The sequence below is a fragment of the Rhizobium sp. N731 genome (assembly GCF_001664145.1).
Taxonomy (GTDB): domain Bacteria; phylum Pseudomonadota; class Alphaproteobacteria; order Rhizobiales; family Rhizobiaceae; genus Rhizobium; species Rhizobium esperanzae.
This window is the reverse complement of sequence record NZ_CP013601.1, coordinates 2,626,381-2,648,166: the sequence shown is the minus strand read 5'-3', so window position 1 is coordinate 2,648,166 and position 21,786 is coordinate 2,626,381. Positions and strand designations below refer to the sequence as shown.

Genomic DNA, 21,786 nt, shown 5'->3' with positions numbered 1-21,786 from the left:
CGCACCCTTTGTGCGTCTGAAACGAGGATCACGGGCAGAGGTGTCGCGGGGAAACTGACACGCGCCGTCAGACTCGCTTCCCGCCGGCAAGCAGTCGAAGCTGGTCTTCATCATGCACCCCCTGCCGATAAAGCTCGATGATCAGGGCTCCGAGACGATCGGCTTCCCAGCCTGCTCTATCAATATTAAGCCCGCTACACAGGGCTTCATGTACACGCCTGCAAATATCGAGATCTGCGGAGGCGAGTGGTTCGTCACGCGTGCTGAAAAGCTTGTCTGACATCGCAATCAGCCCTTTTGGGATGCCGTGAATCGCTATTGTGCAAAAAGATAATTTCGCAGCCTTGGCTTCGCAAGATGGGCGAACGTCCGAAATCAGAACAATATGGGAGCCGCGGCAAGACGCGGCGCCGGGGTGGAGCTGAAATCAACCGGCGCCTCGGCCGGACAGAATAGGCGGGGAGAATATCTCTATTTGGCCGCGGGATCCTTACCGCCCTGCTGCGACAGGCGCAGCTCTTTCAGGCGTTTGGTCTTTTCCCGGCGAGCCCGCTGCTCCGCCTCGATGGTTTCCTTTGCGGCTCGCTCGGTATTTTCGAAACGATCCTGCCGGTAAGCCTTTGATGAGGGTTCACGTTCTCTTTTCATGGCCGCTAAACGCAAATCGACGAAAACGGTTTCATGATAAAACCGTTTTGCCAAAAAGCGGCGCGGCCGCCGGGCGCCTCGCCAGCGCCCGACGACACGTCGGATCAGCCTTTGATAAAGGCGAGGATGTCGGGATTTATGATATCGGCATGGGTCGTGCACATGCCGTGCGGGAATTTCTCATAGACCTTCAGCGTCGCATTCTGCAGGAGCTTGGACGAAAGCAGCGCGGAGTCGGCGATCGGCACGATCTGGTCGTCGTCGCCATGCATGACGAGGGTCGGCACGGTAATGATCTTCAGGTCTTCGGTGAAGTCGGTTTCCGAGAAGGCCTTGATACCGTCGTAATGCGCCTTGGCGCCGCCGATCATGCCCTGGCGCCACCAATTGTTGATGACCGGTTCCGACACTTTCGCCCCCGGCCGGTTGAAGCTGTAGAACGGGCCGGCGGGAAGGTCATGATAGAATTGGGAGCGGTTGGCAGCGAGCTGCCTGCGCAGGTCGTCGAAGACTGCGATCGGCAGGCCGCCGGGATTGGCATCGGTTTTCACCATGATCGGCGGTACGGCGCCTATTATGACGAGCTTGGCGACTCGGCCCTGCGGCTGGCCGTGCCGGGCGACATAGTGGGTCGCTTCGCCGCCGCCGGTGGAATGGCCGACATGGACGGTATTCCTGAGATCGAGATGCTCGACGACGGCTGCGGCATCGGCCGCGTAATGATTCATGTCGTGGCCGTCGGCCACCTGGGTGGAGCGGCCGTGGCCACGCCGATCATGGGCGACGACGCGGTAACCATTGTCGAGGAAGAACAGCATCTGGGCGTCCCAGTCGTCGGAGCACAGCGGCCAGCCGTGATGGAACATGATCGGCTGGGCGCTCTTCGGTCCCCAGTCCTTGTAGAAAATCTCGACGCCGTCCTTCGTTGTGACTGTGCTCATCTCATGGCTCCTTGTGGTTGGATTTGACTAAACAGGCTGCGGCAGGCGGGATCGGCAGCGCCACGAGCGCCGTGACGCCAATGACGGGATAAGAAAGTCGCGCCTGGGGATGGAATCGACAATATGATGATGTGCTTATTGAATGCCTCGTTCTACTCTATTGATATGACAGAAGTTTGCATGGTCAGTTGCCAGGACGCTCAGTGCCCTGTTAACCGGTGACGGCGACGCAATAGGGCGGTCCTTGCCCGACTGCTTCGCGCTGCGACATTCCTTGATCACGGTAGCTGGGCAGCGCAGTGAAGGCGGCCGAACTAACGGGCAATATCCGCAATGAGCCACTTTATTCCCTTTCGTGCAATCTATACGTTCGGGTAGGTGTGTTTCGCCTTCGATTATGTTGCGCCGGATGCAGTCCGCTGGCGCTCACTTGAACGGGGATCGACGCCCAACCATCTAATCCCTCACAACAACGTCATGGCGACGATCGCATCCGCGATTGCTTTGCCGGCGCGGGACGGCCGTCTGCCGCCTGAGGATCAGAACATGGGTTACATGGATAAGGATATAGCGCCCCAGAATGACGGGGCGCTGGTCGATGCCTATTCGCAATCGATCGCAGCAGCAGTCGACACGGTCGGCCCGGCCGTCAGCCGGATCGAGCGGTTGGGTGGGCGGCAGGGGCACGGGTCGGGATTCGCTGTCTCGCCTGACGGCCTGATCATCACCAACAGCCATGTCGTCGACGACGCCAAGGTCGTTCGCATCACCACGCCTGATGGATTCGTCACCGAAGGTCGGGTGCTCGGCCGGGATGTCGATACCGATATCGCCCTCATTCGCGCCAACACCAGCACCGGCGCCTGGGCGAGGCTCGGGGATTCCCAGCGCCTGCGCAGGGGCCATATCGCGATCGCGATCGGAAATCCGCTGGGCTTCGAATGGACCGTCACTGCCGGTATCGTCTCGGCGCTGGGCCGGTCGATGCGGGCGGCCAGCGGCCGGCTGATGGAGGATGTCATCCAGACCGATGCCGCGCTCAATCCGGGTAATTCCGGCGGGCCGCTGGTGTCTTCCGGCGGCGAGGTCATCGGCGTCAACACCGCCGTCATCCAGGGCGCACAGAGCATCGCCTTTGCCGTTGCATCGAACACCGCCAATTTCGTGGTGTCGGAGATTCTTCGCTATGGTCAGGTCAGGCGCGCCTTCATCGGCATAGCAGGCGACACGATCGTGCTGCCGCGACGGGTCGCACTTGCTGCTGGTACGGTTCAAACGACATCCGTCCGCGTCCGCAGGGTCGAACCGGAGGGGCCGGCGGCAAAGGGCGGGCTGCAGGAGGGCGATTACATCCTCGCCATCGACGGCAGCCCGGTCGGCGGCGTCGACGATATCGTCAGACTGATGGATGGCAGCAGGATCGGCAAAGAGACGGAGATTCTGGTGTTTTCGGTGGCCGGCCGGATCGAGAAGAAGATATTGCTGCCGATGCCGCGGTCATGATGACTGTTGCCACCGACAGCCGCGACTTACCGAATGAGCGCGCGACCGCGACCGGCTCGTTGAGAAGGCCCGCTCCAGGCGCCGGCCATCACTTGCCGGTGGAAACACAGACAACGTTCCGTTCCGTCAGGCGCTGACCGCCGCCGGCTCCGTCCCGGAGAAATCCACTGCCGCGAAGGCTGCCGCCAGCACCTCCGGTCCGGCACCGTTTTTTACCGCGTCGGTGGAGAGGATTTGACGATAGCGACGCGCCCCGGGCAGGCCGGTGAAGAGGCCGACCATGTGCCGGGCAACCTGTTGCAGCCGGCCGCCGCCGGCGATATGGCGCTCGGCATAGGCCATCATCCGGTCGCACAGCGCCTGCCAATCGGGCTCGGCCGCCGGCGCGCCGAAGAAGCGCCGGTCGATGTCGGCGAGGATCGCCGCGTTCTGGTAGGCGGCCCGGCCGAGCATGACGCCGTCGACGTGGGTGAGATGCTGGGCGGCCTCGTCGAGCGTGCGGATGCCGCCGTTGATGCCGATGAACACATCGGGCCAGCGCTGTTTCATCCGGTAGACGATCTCGTAATCAAGCGGCGGAATCTCGCGATTCTCCTTCGGGCTCAAGCCCTTCAGCCAGGCCTTGCGGGCATGGATCCAGATCGCATCGGCGCCGGCATCGAGAACGCGGGTGATGAGTTCCGGCAACGCCTCTTCCGGCTCCTGCTCGTCGACGCCGATCCGGCATTTCACCGTCACGGGCGCGGTCGCGACCGCCTTCATCGCCGCGACGCATTCGGCCACCGTCTCCGGCGTCAGCATCAGGCAGGCGCCGAAGGTGCCCGATTGCACACGGTCGGAGGGGCAGCCGACATTGAGGTTGATCTCGTCATAGCCATAGGGTTCGGCGATTTTCACCGCCTCGGCGAGTTTGACCGGATCCGATCCGCCAAGCTGCAGCGCCAGCGGATGTTCCGCGGCGTCGTGGCCGAGCAGCCTCTCGCGCGGGCCATGGATGATGGCGTCGGCCACCACCATCTCTGTATAGAGCAGCGCCTGCCGGCTGATCTGGCGGTGGAAATAACGGCAATGCCGATCCGTCCAGTCGATCATCGGGGCCACCGCAAATATCGGCCTCTTCTCAGTCATCGACGGTCCATTGTTCCTTGTAGCCACGGCGCGCCTCAATGTTGGTGCCCTGCATCGCCGCTCCGGCGAGATCATCATTAAGGGCGCATATAACACCTGGCCTTGCGATCGACAAATCCAGGCGTGGCAAACAAAAACGGCGCCCCTTTCAGAGCGCCGTTCCTGCCGCCGAAGCGATAATTTAGCTTACGAAGCCGAGATGTTGACAGCCTTCGGGCCCTTGCCCATGCGGTCCGGCTCGGTGTCGAAGGTGACCTGCTGGCCTTCGCGCAGCGACTGGATGCCAGAAGCCTGCAGCGCCGAGATGTGGACGAAAACGTCCTTTGCGCCGCCGTCCGGCGTGATGAAACCAAAACCCTTGTCCTGGTTGAAGAATTTTACGATGCCTTTGGTGGCCATTGGGATAGTCCTTTTCCCTTAGTCTGTGTTTATCCGCGCCCCCGAGAGGAAGCGGACGGCTTTAGCTTTCGTCCCGATTGGGGTTGGGGACGAAGGGTCAGTCGGAGAAGTCACGTACGGGGAAAGAACGTCTACGCAGGCGGGGATTCCCGCGCCCCCTTCCGTGAGGGAAGGGATTACCACATCAGTCCAGTCACCGGCATGCAAATGCCCGAGTGAGTGAATTCGTGCCAGCATTTCGGGCAAAAAGCAAGCGGCATTATTGTGGCATGACCTTCATAATGACAGGAAATGCCGAAGATTCAGATACTTGACAAAAAGTTAGCGGATCCTTGCATGCCTGTGCCATTGCGGGATTCCGTGCCGAAACGGGATGAGGGGTGCTTCGGTGGCCGGGCATGGATTTTGCGGAGCGGCAGGCCACATCGATCAGCCCTCATGGTGAGGATCGCAGAGCCTGCCTCCGGTGTTCCTGGCGCCGTCTTTGTTCCGCCCTCATCCCGAGGTGCGTAGCCCGCAGGGCGAAGCCGCGAAGGACGGGGGCGGCCACCGGCGCCATTGCCTTCGATTCTGCATAGGGTTTGTGGAATGCAGGTAAGGCGTTTGCGCGCCCGCCCTCGTGGTTCGAGGCGGCCTCTTGGGCCTCCTCACCATGAGGGCGCTCTTTGGTGCCTGCGGTTTTACTGCGCATCCCCCAGCAGTGCACTGAGGCTCCAGGGATTATCGCCCTGCTGATCGGCGATGTCGTCGACCTTCCAGCCGCCATGCTCGCGCACGAGGGTGTAGAAAAGCGTCACCTCCTTGCCGTTGTCGAACTGCACTTCCACCTCGGCCTTGTCGTCCAACAGGATCGGCTGCCCGATCCTGACGTTGCTTGCCTCGCCGTCCTGGCCTGCAATGACGGGATCGAAATCGACCGCGCCGACATCACCCTCGGGCGTGTTGTCGAGATCGGCCTGGAGAAGTTTGTTCAGATGGTCGGAAAAGAAGATCGAATAGGGCGAGGGCGCCTCGGCATCGCTCCTGTCGGTGTCGTAGCTGTAAAGCGCCTTGAGCAGCGCCTTCGGCGTCTTGTAGGTCTCCGCCAAGGCGGGCAGGGCCGCGAAAGCCGAAATGGCGAGGGCGAGGATGACGGTGGGTAGACGCATGCTGGCTCTCCTCCGATGGGCAGAGAATCATAGCCGAAACGACCGTTGAGGTGGAGCGGCATTTTCGGAGGTGCCCCGGCCGGGTCGCCTGCCTTGCCGCGTCCGGCTGGTGCCAGCAGGCAAGCGCCTGAAAATCGCAGCCGGTGGGGCTTGCAGATTGCAAGTCCCACCGGTGCTGAAGGCCCGGACAGCGCACATCTTGGCGTCTGGCAACTATCCTGCCGCGATTAGATCAAAGTGTCATGCAGCAGGCTGGATGACGACGGCTCAAAAATGTCCTTCACGGCGAGGGTGAAGTCGTGGCTGGTGATGTTGCCGGCCGCGTCATAGGCTTCGGCGGTGAAGGTCAGGCTGTGGGTGCTTTCGAAGTCGATCGCAGCCTTCGTCTGGATCTTGTTGCCGACGAGCTTGAAAATGCCGTCGGCATCATCCGTCAGTCGCCATTTCACCGTGCCGCCCTCCGGATCGACGGCTGTGAGAAGGCCGACCGAGGTGCCGATTGCGACATTCTCGGAGATCGAACTGCGCGAGAACGAGAGCTTGATCGGCGCCTGATTGACCGGGGCTTCGTTGACATCGAGCACGTTGATCGTGATGTCCTTTTCGACCGTGACCTTACCGTCGGAGACGGCGACCTTGATCGTGTGCGACTTGGCCGTCTCGTAGTCCAGCGCCTTCGAGGTGACGATTCGATTGCCCTTCAGCCGGAAGTGATCGTCGGCGCCGTCGAGCAACGTGTAGGTGAGGGTGTCGCCGTCGGCATCCTTGGCGCTGAGCAGACCAACCGTTGTCCAGATCGGTGTGTCCTCGGAGAGGGCGGTTTTCGAGAGCTGAATATTGGTCGGCGCGGCGTTGCTTTTGGGCGTGAAGCTTTCCGTGGCGAAATCGTAGATGCCATCGGCAAAGCGGGCGAATTCGACGTCTGTCAGCGTATCCGTCCCTTCGGCGGCGCTCGTCAGGATGTGATCGCCATTGTTCACCGCGAAGGAATAATTGGCGAAATTGCCTGAGAAGAGCGCGGTGTCGATACCGGCGCCGCCATCGATGGCGTCGTTGCCGGCGCCGCCGGTCAATTTGTCGTTGCCAGCATTGCCGTTGAGGATGTCGTTGCCGCCGCTGCCGTCGAAAATGTCGTTGCCGTCGGTGCCTGTAAATTCATCGTCACCGCCGCCAGTCTTGACGTCGATGCCGAACGCATTGCCGGCTACGAAAGATCCGAGATCTCCCAGTTCGTCGGAAAGATCGAGGTGGGCGCTGTCCGTCAGGGCCACTGAGGCTCGAAAATCGCCGAACGGATCGGTCGACCAGACGATTTTGTCGAGGCTTTCGAACTGCGCGCTCGAACCGGCGACGGTATATCCTGCCGTTTCAAGGACTTCGATGTTTTTGATCGTCAGGCCCAGAAGCGAGCCGGTTCGTAGCGTATCGATCCCGGCGCCGCCATCGATCGTTCCGAAATTCATGGGAGCGAATGTCTCTACGGCTATGAAATCGTCGCCGTCTCCCGCATCGATGTCAACGACCTCAGGGTTCAGGCCGAAAAGCTTACCATCGTCGATCGTATCGTTGCCCGCGCCACCCCTGATGACATCGTTTCCAATGTCGCCGGAGATGTGGTCATTGCCGTCACCGCCATTCAGCGTGTCATTGCCAACTCCGCCATTGATCCAATCGTTTCCGGCACCGCCGTTCAGTGTGTCTGAACCGTCGCCGCCTGCGATGGTGTCGTTGCCTGCGCCTGTCGTGATCACGTTGTCCCCGCCTGAGCCCGTGACATCTGCGGAGCCCGAGCCCAGTTCGTCCGAAAGGTCTACCGTCCCGGAATCCGAGATGACCAGGTGAGCTGCCACGAGAGGATTGATTTCGGAGTCGCGGATGAGATCGTAGGCTTCGAACTCTGCCCCGGTCTTGGTAATCGTTGCGCCGTTAGTGTCCAGGATATTCAGCGGGGTGCCCGGCTCGGTGCTGTTAACCGTGAAGCTTTCAGTCGCGAAGTCGTAGACGCCATCGGCAAAGCGCGCGAATTCGACGTCTGTCAGTGTATCCGTGCCTTCCAGCGCGCTCGTCACGACGCGGCTGCCATTGTCGACCGTGAAGGAATAATCGACGAAATTGCCGGCGAAGGCCGCCGTGTCGATGCCCGCGCCGCCATCGATAGTGTCGTCGCCGGCGCCGCCGGTCAGTTTATCGTCGCCGTCGTGGCCATTGATGACGTCGTTGCCGCCGCTGCCGTCGAAAATGTCGTTGACATCGCTTCCCGCGAACTCATCGTTGCCGTCGCCGGTCTTGATGTCGATACCGGAGAAACCGTGGACACGACTTCCGAGATCTCCTAATTCGTCGGAAAGATCGAGATGGGCGCTGTCCGTCACCACTAGCGAGGGGTCATAACTGAAGAAGGGGTCGGTCGACCTGACGATCCTATCAAAGCTCTCGAACTGCGCGCTCGAGCCGCTTACCTGGAAATCGGCCAGTTCAAGCACTTCGACGTTCTCGATCGTCAGGCCGCGGAGCGCCGAGCCTTGCAAGGTGTCGATTCCCGCACCGCCATCGATCGTTCCCGATATCAATGGAGCGAATCGCTCAACGGTTATCAGATCGTCGCCGGCGCCGCCGTCAATGTTGACGATTTCTGGCTGCAGGCCGCCATCAGGTCCGAGCACAAAGCCAAAACCGCCATCGCTGATCCGATCATTGCCGTCGCCGCCGATCAATATGTCGTTGCCCGCATTGCCGTAGATCGTGTCGTCGCCAGCGCCACCGTTCAGCGTGTCCGCGCCGTCGCCGCCTGAGATGGTGTCGTTGCCGGCACCTGTTGTGATCGTGTTGTCACCGCTCGAGCCGGTCACGTTCGCCGATACCGAACCCAACTCATCGGCCAGATTTGCCGCGGAGGAATCGGAGACGGTGAGAGAGACAGGTACGGAAGGATTGGCTTCAGAGTCGCGAATAACGTCGTAGGCTTCGAATTCAGCGCCAGTGTTGGTAATTGTAGCGCCGTTTGTATCCAGAATATTCAAGGCCATATTTTAAACTTCCCCAAAGATGCGTTTTACTCTGAAAAATGAGAAATCCCCGAAAGAACTGTTGGTTTCAACGGACGACAACCTCTCGGGGATCTATGCCAATCATAAATGAAGTTTTCAATGAAAAATTGTGATTTTTTCTTGATTTTTTAACGAAAAAGTAAGGCTGAAATACTGCGGAAGGACTTCGAATTTGCAAACCAAAAGTCGTATTTTAGTCTTTTAATTCATAAGCGTCCTGTGCGGAGATAAGCTCGCGGTGCAAGCGTGAAAAGTTGTCTTCGCCTGACGCGCTAGGGCATTGCGCGTCGGCGCCTGACTATCGGCGTCGCTTTCCCGCCTGACGACGGGCTTGCGCCTGCGGACGGCTTCCGGTGAAATCTCTCATGCGAGCTTGATGAGGCCCGCCGCAGTCGGGATAAATCCGCAGGCGCGGTAGAAGCCGGTCAGCTGCGGTTCGAAATCGACATGCAGCCATTGAGCGCCGCGCTCGCGGGCGATGCTCGTAGCCTGCCTGACCATACGCGTCGCGAGGCCCTGTCGCCGCATATCGGGATGGACCGACGTATCGAGGAGGAAGGCATGAATGCCGCCATCCCAGGCGACATTGACGAAGCCGACGAGCTTGCCGTCGTTATAGGCGCCGATATGGGCGAGACTGCGGGAGAGGATTTCGGCGAAATCCCGCCTGTGCGGGCTGCCCCAGGCGGCAGAAAAGAGGGCGTTCAGTTCGTCGGCGGCGGGGAAGGGGTCGGTGCGCAGTTCCAGCATGGGTGGTTTTCTCCGTTCGAGCCGGCCGAGAGCAGAAGCTAGGGCCGGGAGGTTGCGGATCAATCACGGTGGATTGGTTCGAAGCTGCAGCACATGTTACACATATGAGGCGCGGGCATTCCCGCAGGGGCGCAACTGAGGCGTCGTTGACACCCTGTCGCCACGGAACATAATGAGAACATCTGACATTCCACCGGCAGAGAGGGTTCCATGTGCGGACGCATATTCGTCAAGACCTCGCTTGAGGAGCTGATCAGCAATTTCCCATTTGCTGTCAGGGGCGGGGATATTGACGGGCTGGGAAATCGCTTTCCCCGATGGAACGGCGCGCCGTCGCTGGATTACCCCATCATCATCAGGGACGTCGTGCGCGAGCCTGATGTAACGGGCCCCATCTTCGCGTCGGCACGCTGGGGTCTGCTGCCCTCCTGGGCCAAATCAGGCGGCCGGCCGCCGCCGGTCAATGTCCGCTGCGAGAGCATCGCTTCCAATGGCATGTTTCGCGCGGCATATGGTTCGCGCCGGTGCCTGGTGCCGATCAACGGCTTCTTTGAGTGGAAGGACATTCATGGCACGGGCAAGAACAAGCAGCCCTATGCGATCGCGATGAAGGACGGCTCCGCCTTCGCGCTCGCCGGCATCTGGGAAAGCTGGAAAGATGAGAACGGCATTTCGATCCGCAACTTCGCCATCGTCACCTGCGAGCCGAACGAAATGATGGCTGAGATCCATGACCGCATGCCTGTTATCCTGCATCGCGAGGATTATGAACGCTGGCTGTCGCCGGAGCCGGATCCGAACGATTTGATGAGACCTTTCCCGGCCGAGTTGATGACGATGTGGAAGATCGGGCGGGGCGTCGGCTCGCCCAGGAATGACGGGCCTGAGATCATCGAGGAAGTCGAGGACGATCCGGAGCCGACGCTGCTCTAGGGCAAGTCAGGCAAAGCGGTGGCGGTCTTACCTCTGGAAACGCTCTGATTCACCGGCTCGGGCGGAGCCATTCACGAAACCATGCGGCAAACACATCCTCACGAGGAGAGGACAACGCATGCAGGACGACGCCGGAACGCTGTTACGGTCGTTCCTCAACAATGCCCTTCGCAGACAGACACAGCGCCGGATCCGGGACTTCGGCGGCTATGAGATCGGCAAGCGCCGAAAGCCTGATGTCATCGCTACGATGGCGGACGAGGTAGCCGAGTTCCTCTGCACCTATCTCGACATCACGGCGAACGGCCGACCGGCGACCAGGGAAGGCGTGGTCTTCGCCATCGCCCAGGCACTGGGCAATGTGCCCGATGAGCTCGCCTACAGGCTGACATCCCGCGATGACGATGCGTGGAGAACCGTCTGCGAGTCCGTCGCTGTTTTCCTGGAAGCCTGCATGGAATTCGACCAGAAGCCCTATGACGGGTCGCTGACGGCGCGATCGAACTATAACGGCTGGAAAGACTGGGAGGTGATCGTCAGCGGCGAGAGGCCCAGGGGCAAATGGCGCCACGCCTGGAAGGAGAAACCAGGCGACGATTTCATCGGTTTTGACGGCGAAACCTGCATGGGGCGGATCTTCAAGATCGATCTCACCGGCTCCGACGAGCGCTGGTACTGGCTGATATCAGCCGACGGCAGCCCGCGCCGCGGCTGGCCGGCGGCGGGGTATGAGGCGAGCGCGAGAAGCGCGGCCTGTCGGGTGGAGCGGATTTATTTTGCGCTGGTGAAGGGAGAGGCGAGGGCTGGGTATGGGTGAGGGAGGGCGGAGGGCGTGGTGTAAGGCTCAGGTAGGGCCGACTTTAGGGCCTGGCCGCCTATGAAATGCGATCCATCTTTGGTCTCAGCGAAGTAGCAGGAAGGAAGTGGAATCCGCATCAGGCATGATTCGATAAATTTGGACGCGCGCGCCCATCCCTCCTTGTCCCATTTATAGTTTCGCTGAAAATCTGGATCGAGGATCAGTTTTGGAGGATTTGCTTTACCCTGCTGAACCAACGTTTCGAAGGGATAATCTACGGTATTTAGGTTTAAGGTCGCATTACACAGCACAATCTACGAGAATTTAACGTCACCTTACTGCAGCTGAAGCCGTCAAATTCTGCAAAAGACATCCTGCAAGATGGCAACGGCATTACAGACGATGGAGCTAAGATCGCTTACCGCCCCGGCCGGCCCGTCTTCCCCTTCGTCCGCCCCTTGCGCTTCTGCTCGCCCGGCTCCTCATAGCTCCCGGCGCCAACCCGGCCGCGCACCACCGGCCGAACATCGTCGTCGCGTTCTGGCTGGCCTTCCAGCAGTGGTGAGAACCGCTTCGTGCCCCTGGCGGCGTCCGGCTTGTCAGGCACATGGCCGGTCACCGGCTTTTCCGTGCGGCCGACTGTCATTTCGTCGAGGGTATTACGGCGGAAGAGGCTCTTGTTGTCGGCGGGGGTGGCGACGTGGCGGCCCATTTCGTCAAGTTCCGGCTTGCGGAAGAGCGGGGTGGCCGTGTCGGTGCCTGGGCCCATGTCGTCGAGGGTGGGTTTGGAGAAGTAGGAGGGTGTGGTACCCCCCTCTGTCCTGCCGGACATCTCCCCCACAAGGGGGGAGATCGACTCGCGGTTGGCTTTTCCGTTCCTTTTGCCGCCTTCCTGGTTGCGGGCTTCCTCCCGCGCCATCGGATCGTCCATCGCCGCAAGTTCCACGGCCTTGAGGCGTTTGATTTCGTCGCGGAGGCGGGCGGCTTTTTCGAAGTCGAGGTCGGCGGCGGCGTCGCGCATGCTTTTTTCGAGCGCGTTGAGGTGGGCCTGCAGGTTGTTGCCGACGAGGTTGCCGCCGTCGGCGAAGCCTTTACCGGAGACGCCCGAGATGTCGGCGCGGACGTGGTCGCGCTCGTAGACGGAGTCGAGGATGTCGGAGATCTTGGCCTTGACCGATTCCGGGGTGATGCCGTTTTCGAGGTTATAGGCCATCTGCTTTTCGCGGCGGCGGGCGGTCTCGTCCATGGCACGTTGCATGGAGCCGGTGACGTTGTCGGCATAGAGGATGACCTTGCCGTCGACGTTACGGGCGGCTCGGCCGATCGTCTGGATCAGCGAGGTTTCCGAGCGCAGGAAGCCCTCCTTGTCGGCGTCGAGGATGGCGACGAAGCCGCATTCGGGAATGTCGAGGCCCTCGCGCAGCAGGTTGATGCCGACGAGCACGTCGAAAGCGCCGAGGCGCAGGTCGCGGATGATTTCGATACGCTCCAGCGTGTCGATGTCGGAATGCATGTAGCGCACGCGCACGCCCTGCTCATGCAGATATTCGGTCAGGTCCTCGGCCATGCGCTTGGTCAGCACGGTGCAGAGGGTGCGGTAGCCCTTGGCCGCAGTCTCGCGGATCTCGCCGAGCACGTCGTCGACCTGGGTGCGGGCGGAGCGGACTTCGACCGGCGGGTCGATCAGGCCGGTGGGGCGGATCACCTGTTCGGCGAAGACGCCGCCCGACTGTTCCATCTCCCAGCTGCCTGGTGTGGCCGAGACGGCGATCGTGTCGGGGCGCATGGCGTCCCATTCCTCGAAGCGCAGCGGCCGGTTGTCCATGCAGGAGGGCAGGCGGAAGCCGTATTCGGCCAGCGTCGCCTTGCGGCGGAAGTCGCCGCGATACATGCCGCCGATCTGCGGCACGGTGACATGGCTTTCGTCGATGAAGACGATGGCGTTGTCGGGGATATATTCGAACAGCGTCGGCGGCGGATCGCCGGGGTCGCGGCCGGTGAGGTAGCGCGAATAGTTCTCGATGCCCTGGCAGGAGCCGGTGGCTTCCAGCATCTCGATATCGTAGCGGGTGCGCTGCTCCAGGCGCTGAGCCTCCAGGAGGCGGCCGGCCTTCTCCAGTTCGGCGAGGCGCAGCCGCAGCTCCTCCTTGATCGCCTTGATGGCGCCGTTCAGCGTCGGGCGCGGGGTGACATAGTGCGAATTGGCGTAGATCTTCACCGATTTCAGATCGCCGGTCTTCTGGCCGGTCAGCGGATCGAACTCGGTGATGGCGTCGATCTCGTCGCCGAACATGCTTATGCGCCAGGCCGCGTCTTCCAAGTGGGCGGGGAAGATCTCAATGGTGTCACCGCGAACGCGGAAGGAGCCGCGGGTGAAATCCATGTCGCGGCGCTTATATTGCTGGGCGACGAGATCGGCCAGCAGCTGGCGCTGGTCCAGACGGTCGCCGACATTCATCTGGAAGGTCATGGCCGTATAGGTCTCGACCGAGCCGATACCATAGATACAGGAGACCGAGGCGACGATGATGCAATCGTCGCGTTCGAGCAGCGAGCGCGTCGCCGAGTGGCGCATGCGGTCGATCTGCTCGTTGATCGAACTTTCCTTCTCGATATAGGTGTCGGAGCGCGGCACATAGGCTTCCGGCTGGTAGTAATCGTAGTAGGAAACGAAATATTCCACCGCATTGTCGGGGAAGAAATTCTTGAACTCGGAATAGAGCTGGGCGGCCAGGGTCTTGTTCGGCGCCAGGATGACGGCCGGGCGCTGCGTTTCCTCGATCACCTTGGCCATGGTGAAGGTCTTGCCGGAGCCGGTGACGCCGAGCAGCACCTGGCTGCGGTCGCCATTCTGCAGGCCCTCGACGAGATCGCGGATCGCCGTCGGCTGGTCGCCGGCCGGCTTGTACTCCGAGTCCATGCGGATGGTGATGCCGCCTTCGGATTTGTCCGGGCGGGCAGGGCGGTGCGGCGTCCAGATCTTGCCGTTCTTGTGCAGCGGGTTGCCGCTCTCGATCAGCTTCGACAGCGCCTCCACGGTGGCGGTGACACCGCCGGGCGAGATGCTGCCGGCATCCTCGAGCGAAATGTCGAGACCCGCCACCGGGTTCAGGCCGGCGGCGGCGCGCGTCTTCGGGTCGGAGGAACCGCCGATCGAGACGCCGCGCGCGGTCTTGCTCACCGTCGCCTTCTTGTTGACGCTGACGGCTTCCGAATGCTTGCGTGCTTCGTTCTCCACCTTCTTGCGGTGCTTGCCCGCTTTCGAGGCAATCTCGCGCTGGCTCTCGACGCCGGAGGCTTCTGCATCGGCTTCAAGCTGCTTCACCCAATCAGCGACGGAGCCGGAGAGGGGGGCGCCTTCAAAGGACGATTGCGGGGCTTCCTCGAAACCATTCGAGGTCGGAGATTTTTTCGGAGCTTTGGCCATGGCGCGAATATGGAGAGAGTCAGCGCGAAAGGGAAGAGGCAAAGAGTACAAAAGGGAAACGAATGAATCGTTCGGATTGGCTCAATAATTGCCCGGCTTGTGGCCGGCGGGCGGAGCCTCGAAGGACACGCTCCAGCGCTGCTCATTGCAGCATGAACGTCAGCGCACCCGCCTTCTCTTTCGGGCCCCGGCGGGGCGCTCCAGGATGAAGCTCTCTTGGGCGGGGCACCGGTGCCATCCTCTCGCCCGCACTGGAACCGGGATCGGCCCTCGGCAGTTAATCCTATGTCAATTCAGCTGCAGGTGCGACTGCCATTAGCGACCATTCCGCCTTCTGGAAAAAATCGATCTCGATCGAACTTGATACCGGCGAGCGGCTGGTTCTCCGCTCACCGCAGGATGCGCTTTACGCACTCGTCTCCGACTGGCCGATCAATGGCGGCGTCCATCAGCAGAGGGCGATCGATTTCTGCCGCGCCTGGCTTGCCGGCCGCATGCCGGCGGAAACGGTGCGGCAGGCTTTTATCCTTGCGGCGCTGGAGGCTGGCGTGGCGATCAATGATGATGATGGGAATGGGACCACAAGTTCGGTTTCAAACCCCGGGCATAAATAGAGCTATTCAGCCGGACCCGCGTCTAATGCGCGGCGTCGAACAATTTTTATGTATTGCAAATATTATTCGCGCTGTATTTGTAGAAATGCGCAGCGTTTATCACGCTCCGATTCTTTGGAGAAACAACCGAATGAGAATAAAAATTCTCGCTTGCGCTGCCCTGCTGATGCTGGTCGGCTGCAATGCCCCAGTGTCGCAATCCGTTGCGGATTCCCAACGTGCGCCCTCTAGTGACGTCCGACAGAACTTCATCAACATCGTATTCAAGAGAAGTTACAGACACGAAGCGGGAGAAGTGGTTTGGGCGCGGATTTCCAGCGTGGTGCTGCTTGAGCCTGAGAAAAAGATCTATGCTTACTGTGTGCGTGTGGTGCCCAAGCACAGCTGGGGCGACTGGGCCTATCTCGGCGTCTCCTTCACGGATGGCCAAATCCTCGGCGCAACGGCGAATGACTACCGTTGCCAGGACAAGCGGCTGCGCTACTACCCGTTTCCTGAGCTGACCGGCATGAAGACCTGACGCGGCTGCGAGGGCTCGCCCGCGTCGGTTTTGCTGCTTATAGCCACCGACCGCCGGCGCGCCCGCCTCGCCGTTCGAGGCACCTTGGTGAGGCTCTCGTGGGCCTTGCCGACATAGCCGCGGCGCGCGGGTAGGGGCTGCGGCATCGTCCAACCTCCGGCTGCTGGAAGCGGACTGCGCATCCGGCAGTCCGCGCAACGGATAGGCCGCACCAGCAAAGGCAACACCTAACCCGCGGGGAGAACCATCCTCACACTGTCCCTAGGCAAAGACCGCCTCTCTGGAATGATCCGCCGTCGGCGCTCTGCAGTACCATACTAGGACGGCAATCGTTCCAACGGGAAACAAAAATCCGAGAAGCTGCTGCCATCCGCTTCGGTTGACGTCGTGAAGGCGTCGGGCGGCGACGGCGATCCACGGAAGAAACGTGGCCAGCGACCAGATCCGGTTCAAGGTTTCGCTCCGATCCACGGCAAGCAAAGCGATGGCGACGAGAGAGAGGAAGAGTGCCGAATACCAGAATTCCGATCGGCTCGCTCTGCCGCGGAAGTTCACGTAGTTCTTGAAATAGCTGCCGATCGCCTGGCCGAAACCCATCGGCTCAGCCGGGCCGCCGAAGCGGTTCGGGCCGGCCGGCGGTTTTCTGAAGATGAAGATTGACGGCACGGCTATGAGGATCAAGACGATCAGCCAGTGCCACAGAGAAAAACTGCCCAAGTAATACCCCAACGGCTAAATGGTTTAATGAACGCGCTTTTGCAGATTAATCGATTGCAAGGCGATTCGTCATCAATCGCAGCGCGAGAAATTTCTCCGCGACTTTGAGGGTGGGATGATGCCTGGGTGGCGCGCGGCCTGATCGGTCAGTGCTTGACCAGCACCCGCGCTAATACGGGCTGTTCTATGCCCTTCAGCGTCAGCGTGCGCTCTTCCGCTCCGGCAACGAGAGCGGCGGCCCCGGCCGCCGTCTCGGCGGAAACCAGGATCTCGCCGGCGGCGGCCTGGGATTCCAGCCTGGCGGCCTGGTTGACGACGCCGCCGATGGCGGTGAAGTCGCTGCGGAAGCTGGAGAATTCGCCGATCTGCACCTCGCCGGAATGGATGCCGACGCCGACACCGATGGAGCGGCCGGGCAGGGCGCCGGGCGCCAGGCTATTCAGCGCCGCGGCGCAGTTGCGCTGGATCTCCTGGGCGGCGCTGATCGCCGCGCCGGCGTGATCCTTGCGGATGATCGGGAAATTGAAGATCGCCATGAGGCCGTCGCCCATCTGCTTGTTGACGATGCCGTCATGCGCCCAGATCGCCTGGGCGCAGCGATCCTGGAACAGGCTGACGATTTCGCTCAAGCGCACCGCCTCGATACGCTCGGAAAGATCGGTAAAGCCCCTGATGTCGGCGAACAGGATGGTGGCATCGACGGTGATCTGGCGCTGCTTCTTCACATATTGGAACGAGCGCTCGCAGATGGTGCAGATATCGGGATTCATCTTGCTACGGGTGATGCCGAAGGCGCGGAAGGGAAGCGCGAGCGGGCCGCCGATCGGGATCGGCATATGCATCTGATCCCAGCAGCCGCGGCAGATCCTGGCGCTGCCATGCCTTGCCTGCTCCGTGAAGGTGGATTCTGTCGTCATGTCACGCGATCCAATGGCCGTGGTGAAGCTTCCGTCAACATGTGGCTTTTGGCAACTGTTGTGTTGGTTGAGGAGGTTTCATCGACCGCGGGCGGAGCCGTTGCGTTGGCCTGCGGACCAACTGCGTTGGCCGTGGGATAACAGACACAGTTGTTACTCCCACTGTTCGATGCCCGATGCGAAACTATCTCCGACCAATCGCGATGCACCGGCTTTCGGACAGGAGGCGCGGGAACTCGCCCTAAAGAGGAGATTGAAGCGATGACTGCAACAGCCGGGAATGGAAAGGGCGGGCAGGCCATGCAGGGGCCGCCCGTCGTGTCGCAGGCGGCCTGGGAGGCGGCTCACAGGCAACTTCTCGTGAAGGAAAAGGCGCATACGCGTGCCCGTGACGCGCTTGCCGCCGAGCGGCGGCGCATGCCATGGATGGCCGTCGAAAAGCAATATGCTTTCAAAGCGCCGAAAGGCAGGATCAGCCTGCTCGACCTGTTCGAAGGCCGGCACCAGCTCATCGTCTACCGCGCTTTTTACGAGCCCGGCGTCTTCGGCTGGCCCGAGCATGCCTGCCGCGGCTGCTCGATGGTTGCCGATCAGGTCGCCCATGTCGCCCATCTCAACGCCCGCGACACGACGCTGGTCTTCGCCTCGCGCGCGCCGCAGGCCGACATAGTGCGGCTGAAGGAACGGATGGGCTGGACGATGCCGTGGGTGACGATCACCGACGACTTCGACAAGGATTTCGGCGTCGACGAATGGCACGGCACCAATGTCTTCTACCGCGACGGCGAGCGCATCTTCCGCACCTATTTCGTCAATAACCGCGGCGACGAGCAGATGGGCGGCACCTGGAATTATCTCGACATCACGCCGCTCGGACGCCAGGAAGTCTGGGAGGATTCGCCTGCGGGCTATCCGCAGACCCCGACCTACAAATGGTGGAACTGGCACGACAGTTACGTTGCCGACGCCGAGCCCGACAAGAAATGGGTCGAGGTCTCCGATGCCGGTGAAGCGGCGTTCCGGGAGGAAAGCGCCAAGGGGAAATCCTGAGCCGGCCATCTCCCCCACAAGGTGGAGATCGGCTGGGCGCGATGGCTTCCCCAAAACAACTACCTTATAGCTGCTGCGCTACGGTCACGAGGGAACGATGGTCCAACCTCTGCCGATCTCCCTTGTGGGGGAGATGCCCATCAGGGCAGAGGGGGGTGCCACACAGCACGCCCGCAAAGGAAAGACGAAAGTATCTCGTGCTCAAGGCCGGAGCCTCGAAGGACGAGGGCGAGCGGCTGGAAGAGTTGGCGCGATGATGGAGAGAAGTCGCGCGGTCTGAATTACCCGAGTTGCCTTGCCGGCCACTGACCATGCATAGTGGCCGGCGAGGCGGAGGGGTCGATGATGAGATTGCATGCGCTTGTTCTGATGGTGCTTCTCGCGCCCGCCGCGGCGCATGCCGAACGCCGCTGCGGCTGGCTGGAAAATCCCTCGATGGCCAAATGGTCGCTCATGGATGCCGGCGGCGGCTGGACCATCATGGACAATGGCAGCGGCTACAAGGCCGCCGAGGGAATGGACAAGATCCCCGACCTGACGGCCGGCGAATTTGTCTACACCTATGCCTCGCATGGTTATGCCTGCGCCTGCATGGACGTTGACACGGATGGTGAGGAGGGAATCACCCGTATTCACTCCGTGCGGCAATTGCCGCTTTCCCGATGCCGGAACGATGCTGCCATCGGCTGGTTCCTCGACAAGGGCCAGTGATAGGGCGGGCGATCGCTTTGGCGTTGAGCGCCGCATCTTGGAAAACTTATGAAAAAAACTCCCGTCCATTATCGTACCGGGACGGGCGCGGCTGGAACTTTGTCGTGCGCGCTGTGTTTGAGGTCGGCTCACAGGAGAAGATGATGCCGTCCTTCACGCAACCGTACTCGGCCCCGCGCAATTTGCAGTTCCCCGGTGAACAGCGGCAGGGCGACCCGACGATGGGGACGATCAATGCCGAGCTTGCCGACAAAGGCTTTCTAGTCACCAGCACCGACGAACTCATCACCTGGGCGCGCACCGGCTCGCTGATGTGGATGACCTTCGGTCTTGCCTGCTGCGCCATCGAGATGATGCAGATGTCCATGCCGCGCTACGATGTCGAGCGCTTCGGCGTCGCCCCGCGCGGAAGCCCGAGGCAGTCGGACCTGATGATCGTGGCAGGTACGCTGTGCAACAAGATGGCGCCTGCGCTGCGCAAGGTTTATGACCAGATGCCGGAACCGCGCTACGTCATCTCCATGGGCTCCTGCGCCAATGGCGGCGGCTATTACCATTATTCTTATTCCGTCGTGCGCGGCTGCGACCGGGTGGTGCCGGTCGACATCTATGTTCCCGGCTGCCCGCCGACGGCCGAAGCGTTGCTCTACGGCATTCTGCTCCTGCAGCGGAAGATCCGGCGCAACGGCAGCATCGAGCGGTAGCTGCCGATGCCCTTACCGAATTGCTTACCATTTTTCGCACGCCCCTCCTTTGCGGCGGAAACTTTCGAGCGGGAGTTGCGTTAGGACGGTGACCGGGGATGTGTCCACCGGCGAGCCTGCGATGGGAGGAGGAGGATCCATGAAAGTCATGATCGTTGAAGACGAGGGCCTCATTGCCCTGGAGCTCGAACGTATCGCGCAGGATGCCGGACACCAGACCGTCGGACCGGTTTCGACCGTTGAGCAGGCCCTCGCCTATGCTCCGAAAAGCGACGTCGCGCTCGTCGATCTTAGTCTCGCGGACGGGGTCAGCGGCGCGCAGCTTGCCCGCCGGCTGATCGACCGCTACGGCATCGATGTCATCTTCGTCACCGGCAGTCCGGAGAATGTCGGAAATGGCATGGAAGGTGCACTCGACATCATCCCCAAACCCTTCACCGACGACAGGATCGCCAGCGCGCTCTCGCGGGCACAGGCTTTGCGCAGGGACTTCGAGGGCAGCAATGCCGTCCTCTGACCGCCCGGCTGTCGAAGGGATCGAGGCGTCTGGCCGACAATGTCAACCTCGAGGTCGTCTGATGAAGCACGCGCTCATTGCCGTTCTATCGGCGCTGACAGCCTGTGCCAGCGCGGCCGGCGAACCGCAGGCGCTTCCCGGTAGTCTCACCTATGGCGGAAAGGTCATTCATTCGCCGTATCGCGCGGGAACGGTTGTCAAGAACACCTTTCTCGGCCAGTTCGGCTACCGCGTCTTCGAGACCTATGTCGTTCAGCCGGACGGCACTCTCAAGCTGACGTCGCAGAGCACCGGACCGGATTTTCTTTGGCAGTGACGGGGGGCATACGGATCTATGGCAATATGACCGCCAGGTCATCGTTCGCGCCATTCCCCGCGTTCAGCCGCGTGGCGGCGAGGTTGATGAAGGCCTTGACCAAAGGCGACAGGTGCTGACTGTTGGGGTAGACGACATGCAAGCCGCCGGTCGGCGTCGTGTAATCATCAAGGACGCGGCGCAGTCGGCCATCCGCGATGCAGGCCTCGGCGAGGCCGTGCGGCAATTGCGCGATGCCGTAGCCGGCAATTGCAGCGGCCATGACCGCCTGCATCTCGTTGGCGGCGAACCGTCCCGATACCGTGACTATTTCCCGGATGTCCGCGCTCTCCAGCACCCAGGGCACATTGGCCGCCGACGGACCGGCGATGACGCAGTCGTGGCCGGTGAGGTCCGCCGGCCGACCGGGCGTGCCGCAGCGGGCGAGATAGTCCGGGCTGGCGCAGAGAATCCTGTAGGCCGAGCCGAGCTTGCGGGCGATCAGCGTCGAATCCTCCAAAATGCCGGTGCGGAAGGCGAGGTCTATGCCGTTCTCGATAAGATTGAGCCTGTCGTCGGTCAGGCGCAGTTCGACCTTGGTCTTCGGGTAGGCCGCGAGGAAGTCGACGATAGCAGCGGCGAGGAAATGGTCGCCGAAGCCGACGGGCGCGGAGATGCGGATCGTGCCGGCTGGCTCGGCCCGCGCCTCGGCCAGCCGAAGGTTCGCCTGCTCGAGGGTGCGAAGCGCCTCACTGCTCTCCTCGTAATAGAGGCGTCCCGCATGCGTCAGCCTGAGGCTGCGGGTGGTCCGCTGCAGGAGCCGCACGCCGACCTCGCGCTCAAGCGCGGCGATACGGCGGCTGACCGTCGTCTTCGGCATGGCGAGCAGGCGGGCGGCGGCGGTGAAGCTGCCGGCCTCGACGACACGGGCGAAGACGACGATGTCGTTGAGATCGAGCATTGTATTCACCAGTGGCACGATGTTTCTCAATCTTAGGCCATTATGGTTCAATGCGGC

22 protein-coding genes are annotated in these 21,786 nt (G+C 61.4%); 10 read left to right on the top strand and 12 right to left on the bottom strand.

The window, feature by feature from the left end:
• Positions 1–67: 67 nt before the first annotated feature.
• From AMK02_RS30105 to AMK02_RS13055, 3 genes are all read right to left on the bottom strand, one after another.
• Entirely contained in the window at positions 68–283 is a 216-nt protein-coding gene (locus AMK02_RS30105; protein ID WP_082240304.1) for a hypothetical protein, read from the bottom strand.
• A gap of 188 nt (positions 284–471) precedes the next feature.
• Positions 472–702, bottom strand: coding sequence for a hypothetical protein (locus AMK02_RS30100; RefSeq protein WP_082240303.1), 231 nt, complete (start codon positions 700–702; stop codon positions 472–474).
• Between the two features lie 50 nt (positions 703–752).
• Positions 753–1,589 (bottom strand): alpha/beta fold hydrolase, encoded by an 837-nt coding sequence (locus AMK02_RS13055; protein WP_064803345.1) that lies wholly within the window; start codon positions 1,587–1,589, stop codon positions 753–755.
• Positions 1,590–2,135: 546 nt separating this feature from the next.
• Between AMK02_RS13055 and AMK02_RS13050 the strand changes: the two genes are divergently transcribed.
• Positions 2,136–3,092, top strand: coding sequence for a S1C family serine protease (locus tag AMK02_RS13050; RefSeq protein WP_064806204.1), 957 nt, complete (start codon positions 2,136–2,138; stop codon positions 3,090–3,092).
• 126 nt (positions 3,093–3,218) lie between these two features.
• On the opposite strand, the gene dusA is transcribed toward AMK02_RS13050, so the two are convergent.
• The 5 genes from dusA to AMK02_RS13025 all read right to left on the bottom strand — a co-directional run bounded on the left by dusA (position 3,219) and on the right by AMK02_RS13025 (position 9,564).
• Complete coding sequence (gene dusA / locus AMK02_RS13045; protein ID WP_064803343.1) at positions 3,219–4,220, bottom strand: tRNA dihydrouridine(20/20a) synthase DusA; 1,002 nt, start codon at positions 4,218–4,220, stop codon at positions 3,219–3,221.
• A gap of 186 nt (positions 4,221–4,406) precedes the next feature.
• Positions 4,407–4,619, bottom strand: a complete 213-nt coding sequence (locus AMK02_RS13040) for a cold-shock protein (protein ID WP_064803342.1) — start codon at positions 4,617–4,619, stop codon at positions 4,407–4,409.
• Positions 4,620–5,299: 680 nt separating this feature from the next.
• Positions 5,300–5,767 (bottom strand): DUF3828 domain-containing protein, encoded by a 468-nt coding sequence (locus AMK02_RS13035; protein WP_064803340.1) that lies wholly within the window; start codon positions 5,765–5,767, stop codon positions 5,300–5,302.
• Between the two features lie 227 nt (positions 5,768–5,994).
• A complete protein-coding gene (locus AMK02_RS13030) occupies positions 5,995–8,793 on the bottom strand; it encodes a metal-binding protein (RefSeq protein ID WP_064803339.1) in 2,799 nt (932 codons plus the stop codon).
• 384 nt (positions 8,794–9,177) lie between these two features.
• Entirely contained in the window at positions 9,178–9,564 is a 387-nt protein-coding gene (locus AMK02_RS13025) for a GNAT family N-acetyltransferase (RefSeq protein ID WP_064803337.1), read from the bottom strand.
• A 210-nt stretch (positions 9,565–9,774) separates the two neighbouring features.
• On the opposite strand from AMK02_RS13025, the gene AMK02_RS13020 reads away from it, so the two are divergent.
• Both AMK02_RS13020 and AMK02_RS13015 read left to right on the top strand, forming a co-directional pair.
• Positions 9,775–10,497, top strand: a complete 723-nt coding sequence (locus AMK02_RS13020; protein WP_064803335.1) for an SOS response-associated peptidase — start codon at positions 9,775–9,777, stop codon at positions 10,495–10,497.
• 118 nt (positions 10,498–10,615) lie between these two features.
• Positions 10,616–11,314 (top strand): hypothetical protein, encoded by a 699-nt coding sequence (locus AMK02_RS13015; protein ID WP_064803333.1) that lies wholly within the window; start codon positions 10,616–10,618, stop codon positions 11,312–11,314.
• Positions 11,315–11,714: 400 nt separating this feature from the next.
• Here the strand turns inward: AMK02_RS13015 and uvrB are convergent, their stop codons facing one another.
• Positions 11,715–14,723 (bottom strand): excinuclease ABC subunit UvrB, encoded by a 3,009-nt coding sequence (uvrB, locus tag AMK02_RS13010; protein WP_064803331.1) that lies wholly within the window; start codon positions 14,721–14,723, stop codon positions 11,715–11,717.
• Between the two features lie 314 nt (positions 14,724–15,037).
• On the opposite strand from uvrB, the gene AMK02_RS30095 reads away from it, so the two are divergent.
• Both AMK02_RS30095 and AMK02_RS13005 read left to right on the top strand, forming a co-directional pair.
• Complete coding sequence (locus tag AMK02_RS30095; protein ID WP_335726448.1) at positions 15,038–15,337, top strand: DUF982 domain-containing protein; 300 nt, start codon at positions 15,038–15,040, stop codon at positions 15,335–15,337.
• A 130-nt stretch (positions 15,338–15,467) separates the two neighbouring features.
• The gene (locus AMK02_RS13005; protein ID WP_064803329.1) at positions 15,468–15,857 is read left to right on the top strand and encodes a hypothetical protein; all 390 of its coding nucleotides are present in this window, start codon (positions 15,468–15,470) and stop codon (positions 15,855–15,857) included.
• Positions 15,858–16,118: 261 nt separating this feature from the next.
• On the opposite strand, the gene AMK02_RS13000 is transcribed toward AMK02_RS13005, so the two are convergent.
• Both AMK02_RS13000 and AMK02_RS12995 read right to left on the bottom strand, forming a co-directional pair.
• The gene (locus AMK02_RS13000; protein ID WP_064806202.1) at positions 16,119–16,574 is read right to left on the bottom strand and encodes a DUF805 domain-containing protein; all 456 of its coding nucleotides are present in this window, start codon (positions 16,572–16,574) and stop codon (positions 16,119–16,121) included.
• A 146-nt stretch (positions 16,575–16,720) separates the two neighbouring features.
• A complete protein-coding gene (locus tag AMK02_RS12995; RefSeq protein ID WP_064803327.1) occupies positions 16,721–17,491 on the bottom strand; it encodes an adenylate/guanylate cyclase domain-containing protein in 771 nt (256 codons plus the stop codon).
• Positions 17,492–17,752: 261 nt separating this feature from the next.
• On the opposite strand from AMK02_RS12995, the gene AMK02_RS12990 reads away from it, so the two are divergent.
• From AMK02_RS12990 to AMK02_RS12970, 5 genes are all read left to right on the top strand, one after another.
• Positions 17,753–18,541 carry a DUF899 domain-containing protein gene (locus AMK02_RS12990; RefSeq protein WP_064803325.1) on the top strand — a complete coding sequence of 263 codons (789 nt, stop codon included), beginning with the start codon at positions 17,753–17,755 and terminating at the stop codon, positions 18,539–18,541.
• 342 nt (positions 18,542–18,883) lie between these two features.
• Entirely contained in the window at positions 18,884–19,252 is a 369-nt protein-coding gene (locus AMK02_RS12985; protein WP_064803324.1) for a DUF4087 domain-containing protein, read from the top strand.
• 140 nt (positions 19,253–19,392) lie between these two features.
• The gene (locus AMK02_RS12980; RefSeq protein WP_442966371.1) at positions 19,393–19,956 is read left to right on the top strand and encodes a NuoB/complex I 20 kDa subunit family protein; all 564 of its coding nucleotides are present in this window, start codon (positions 19,393–19,395) and stop codon (positions 19,954–19,956) included.
• Positions 19,957–20,095: 139 nt separating this feature from the next.
• Positions 20,096–20,473 (top strand): response regulator, encoded by a 378-nt coding sequence (locus tag AMK02_RS12975; RefSeq protein ID WP_064803322.1) that lies wholly within the window; start codon positions 20,096–20,098, stop codon positions 20,471–20,473.
• A 61-nt stretch (positions 20,474–20,534) separates the two neighbouring features.
• Positions 20,535–20,789 (top strand): hypothetical protein, encoded by a 255-nt coding sequence (locus AMK02_RS12970; protein ID WP_064803320.1) that lies wholly within the window; start codon positions 20,535–20,537, stop codon positions 20,787–20,789.
• A gap of 16 nt (positions 20,790–20,805) precedes the next feature.
• Here the strand turns inward: AMK02_RS12970 and AMK02_RS12965 are convergent, their stop codons facing one another.
• A complete protein-coding gene (locus tag AMK02_RS12965) occupies positions 20,806–21,729 on the bottom strand; it encodes a LysR family transcriptional regulator (RefSeq protein ID WP_064803318.1) in 924 nt (307 codons plus the stop codon).
• Positions 21,730–21,786: the final 57 nt, after the last annotated feature.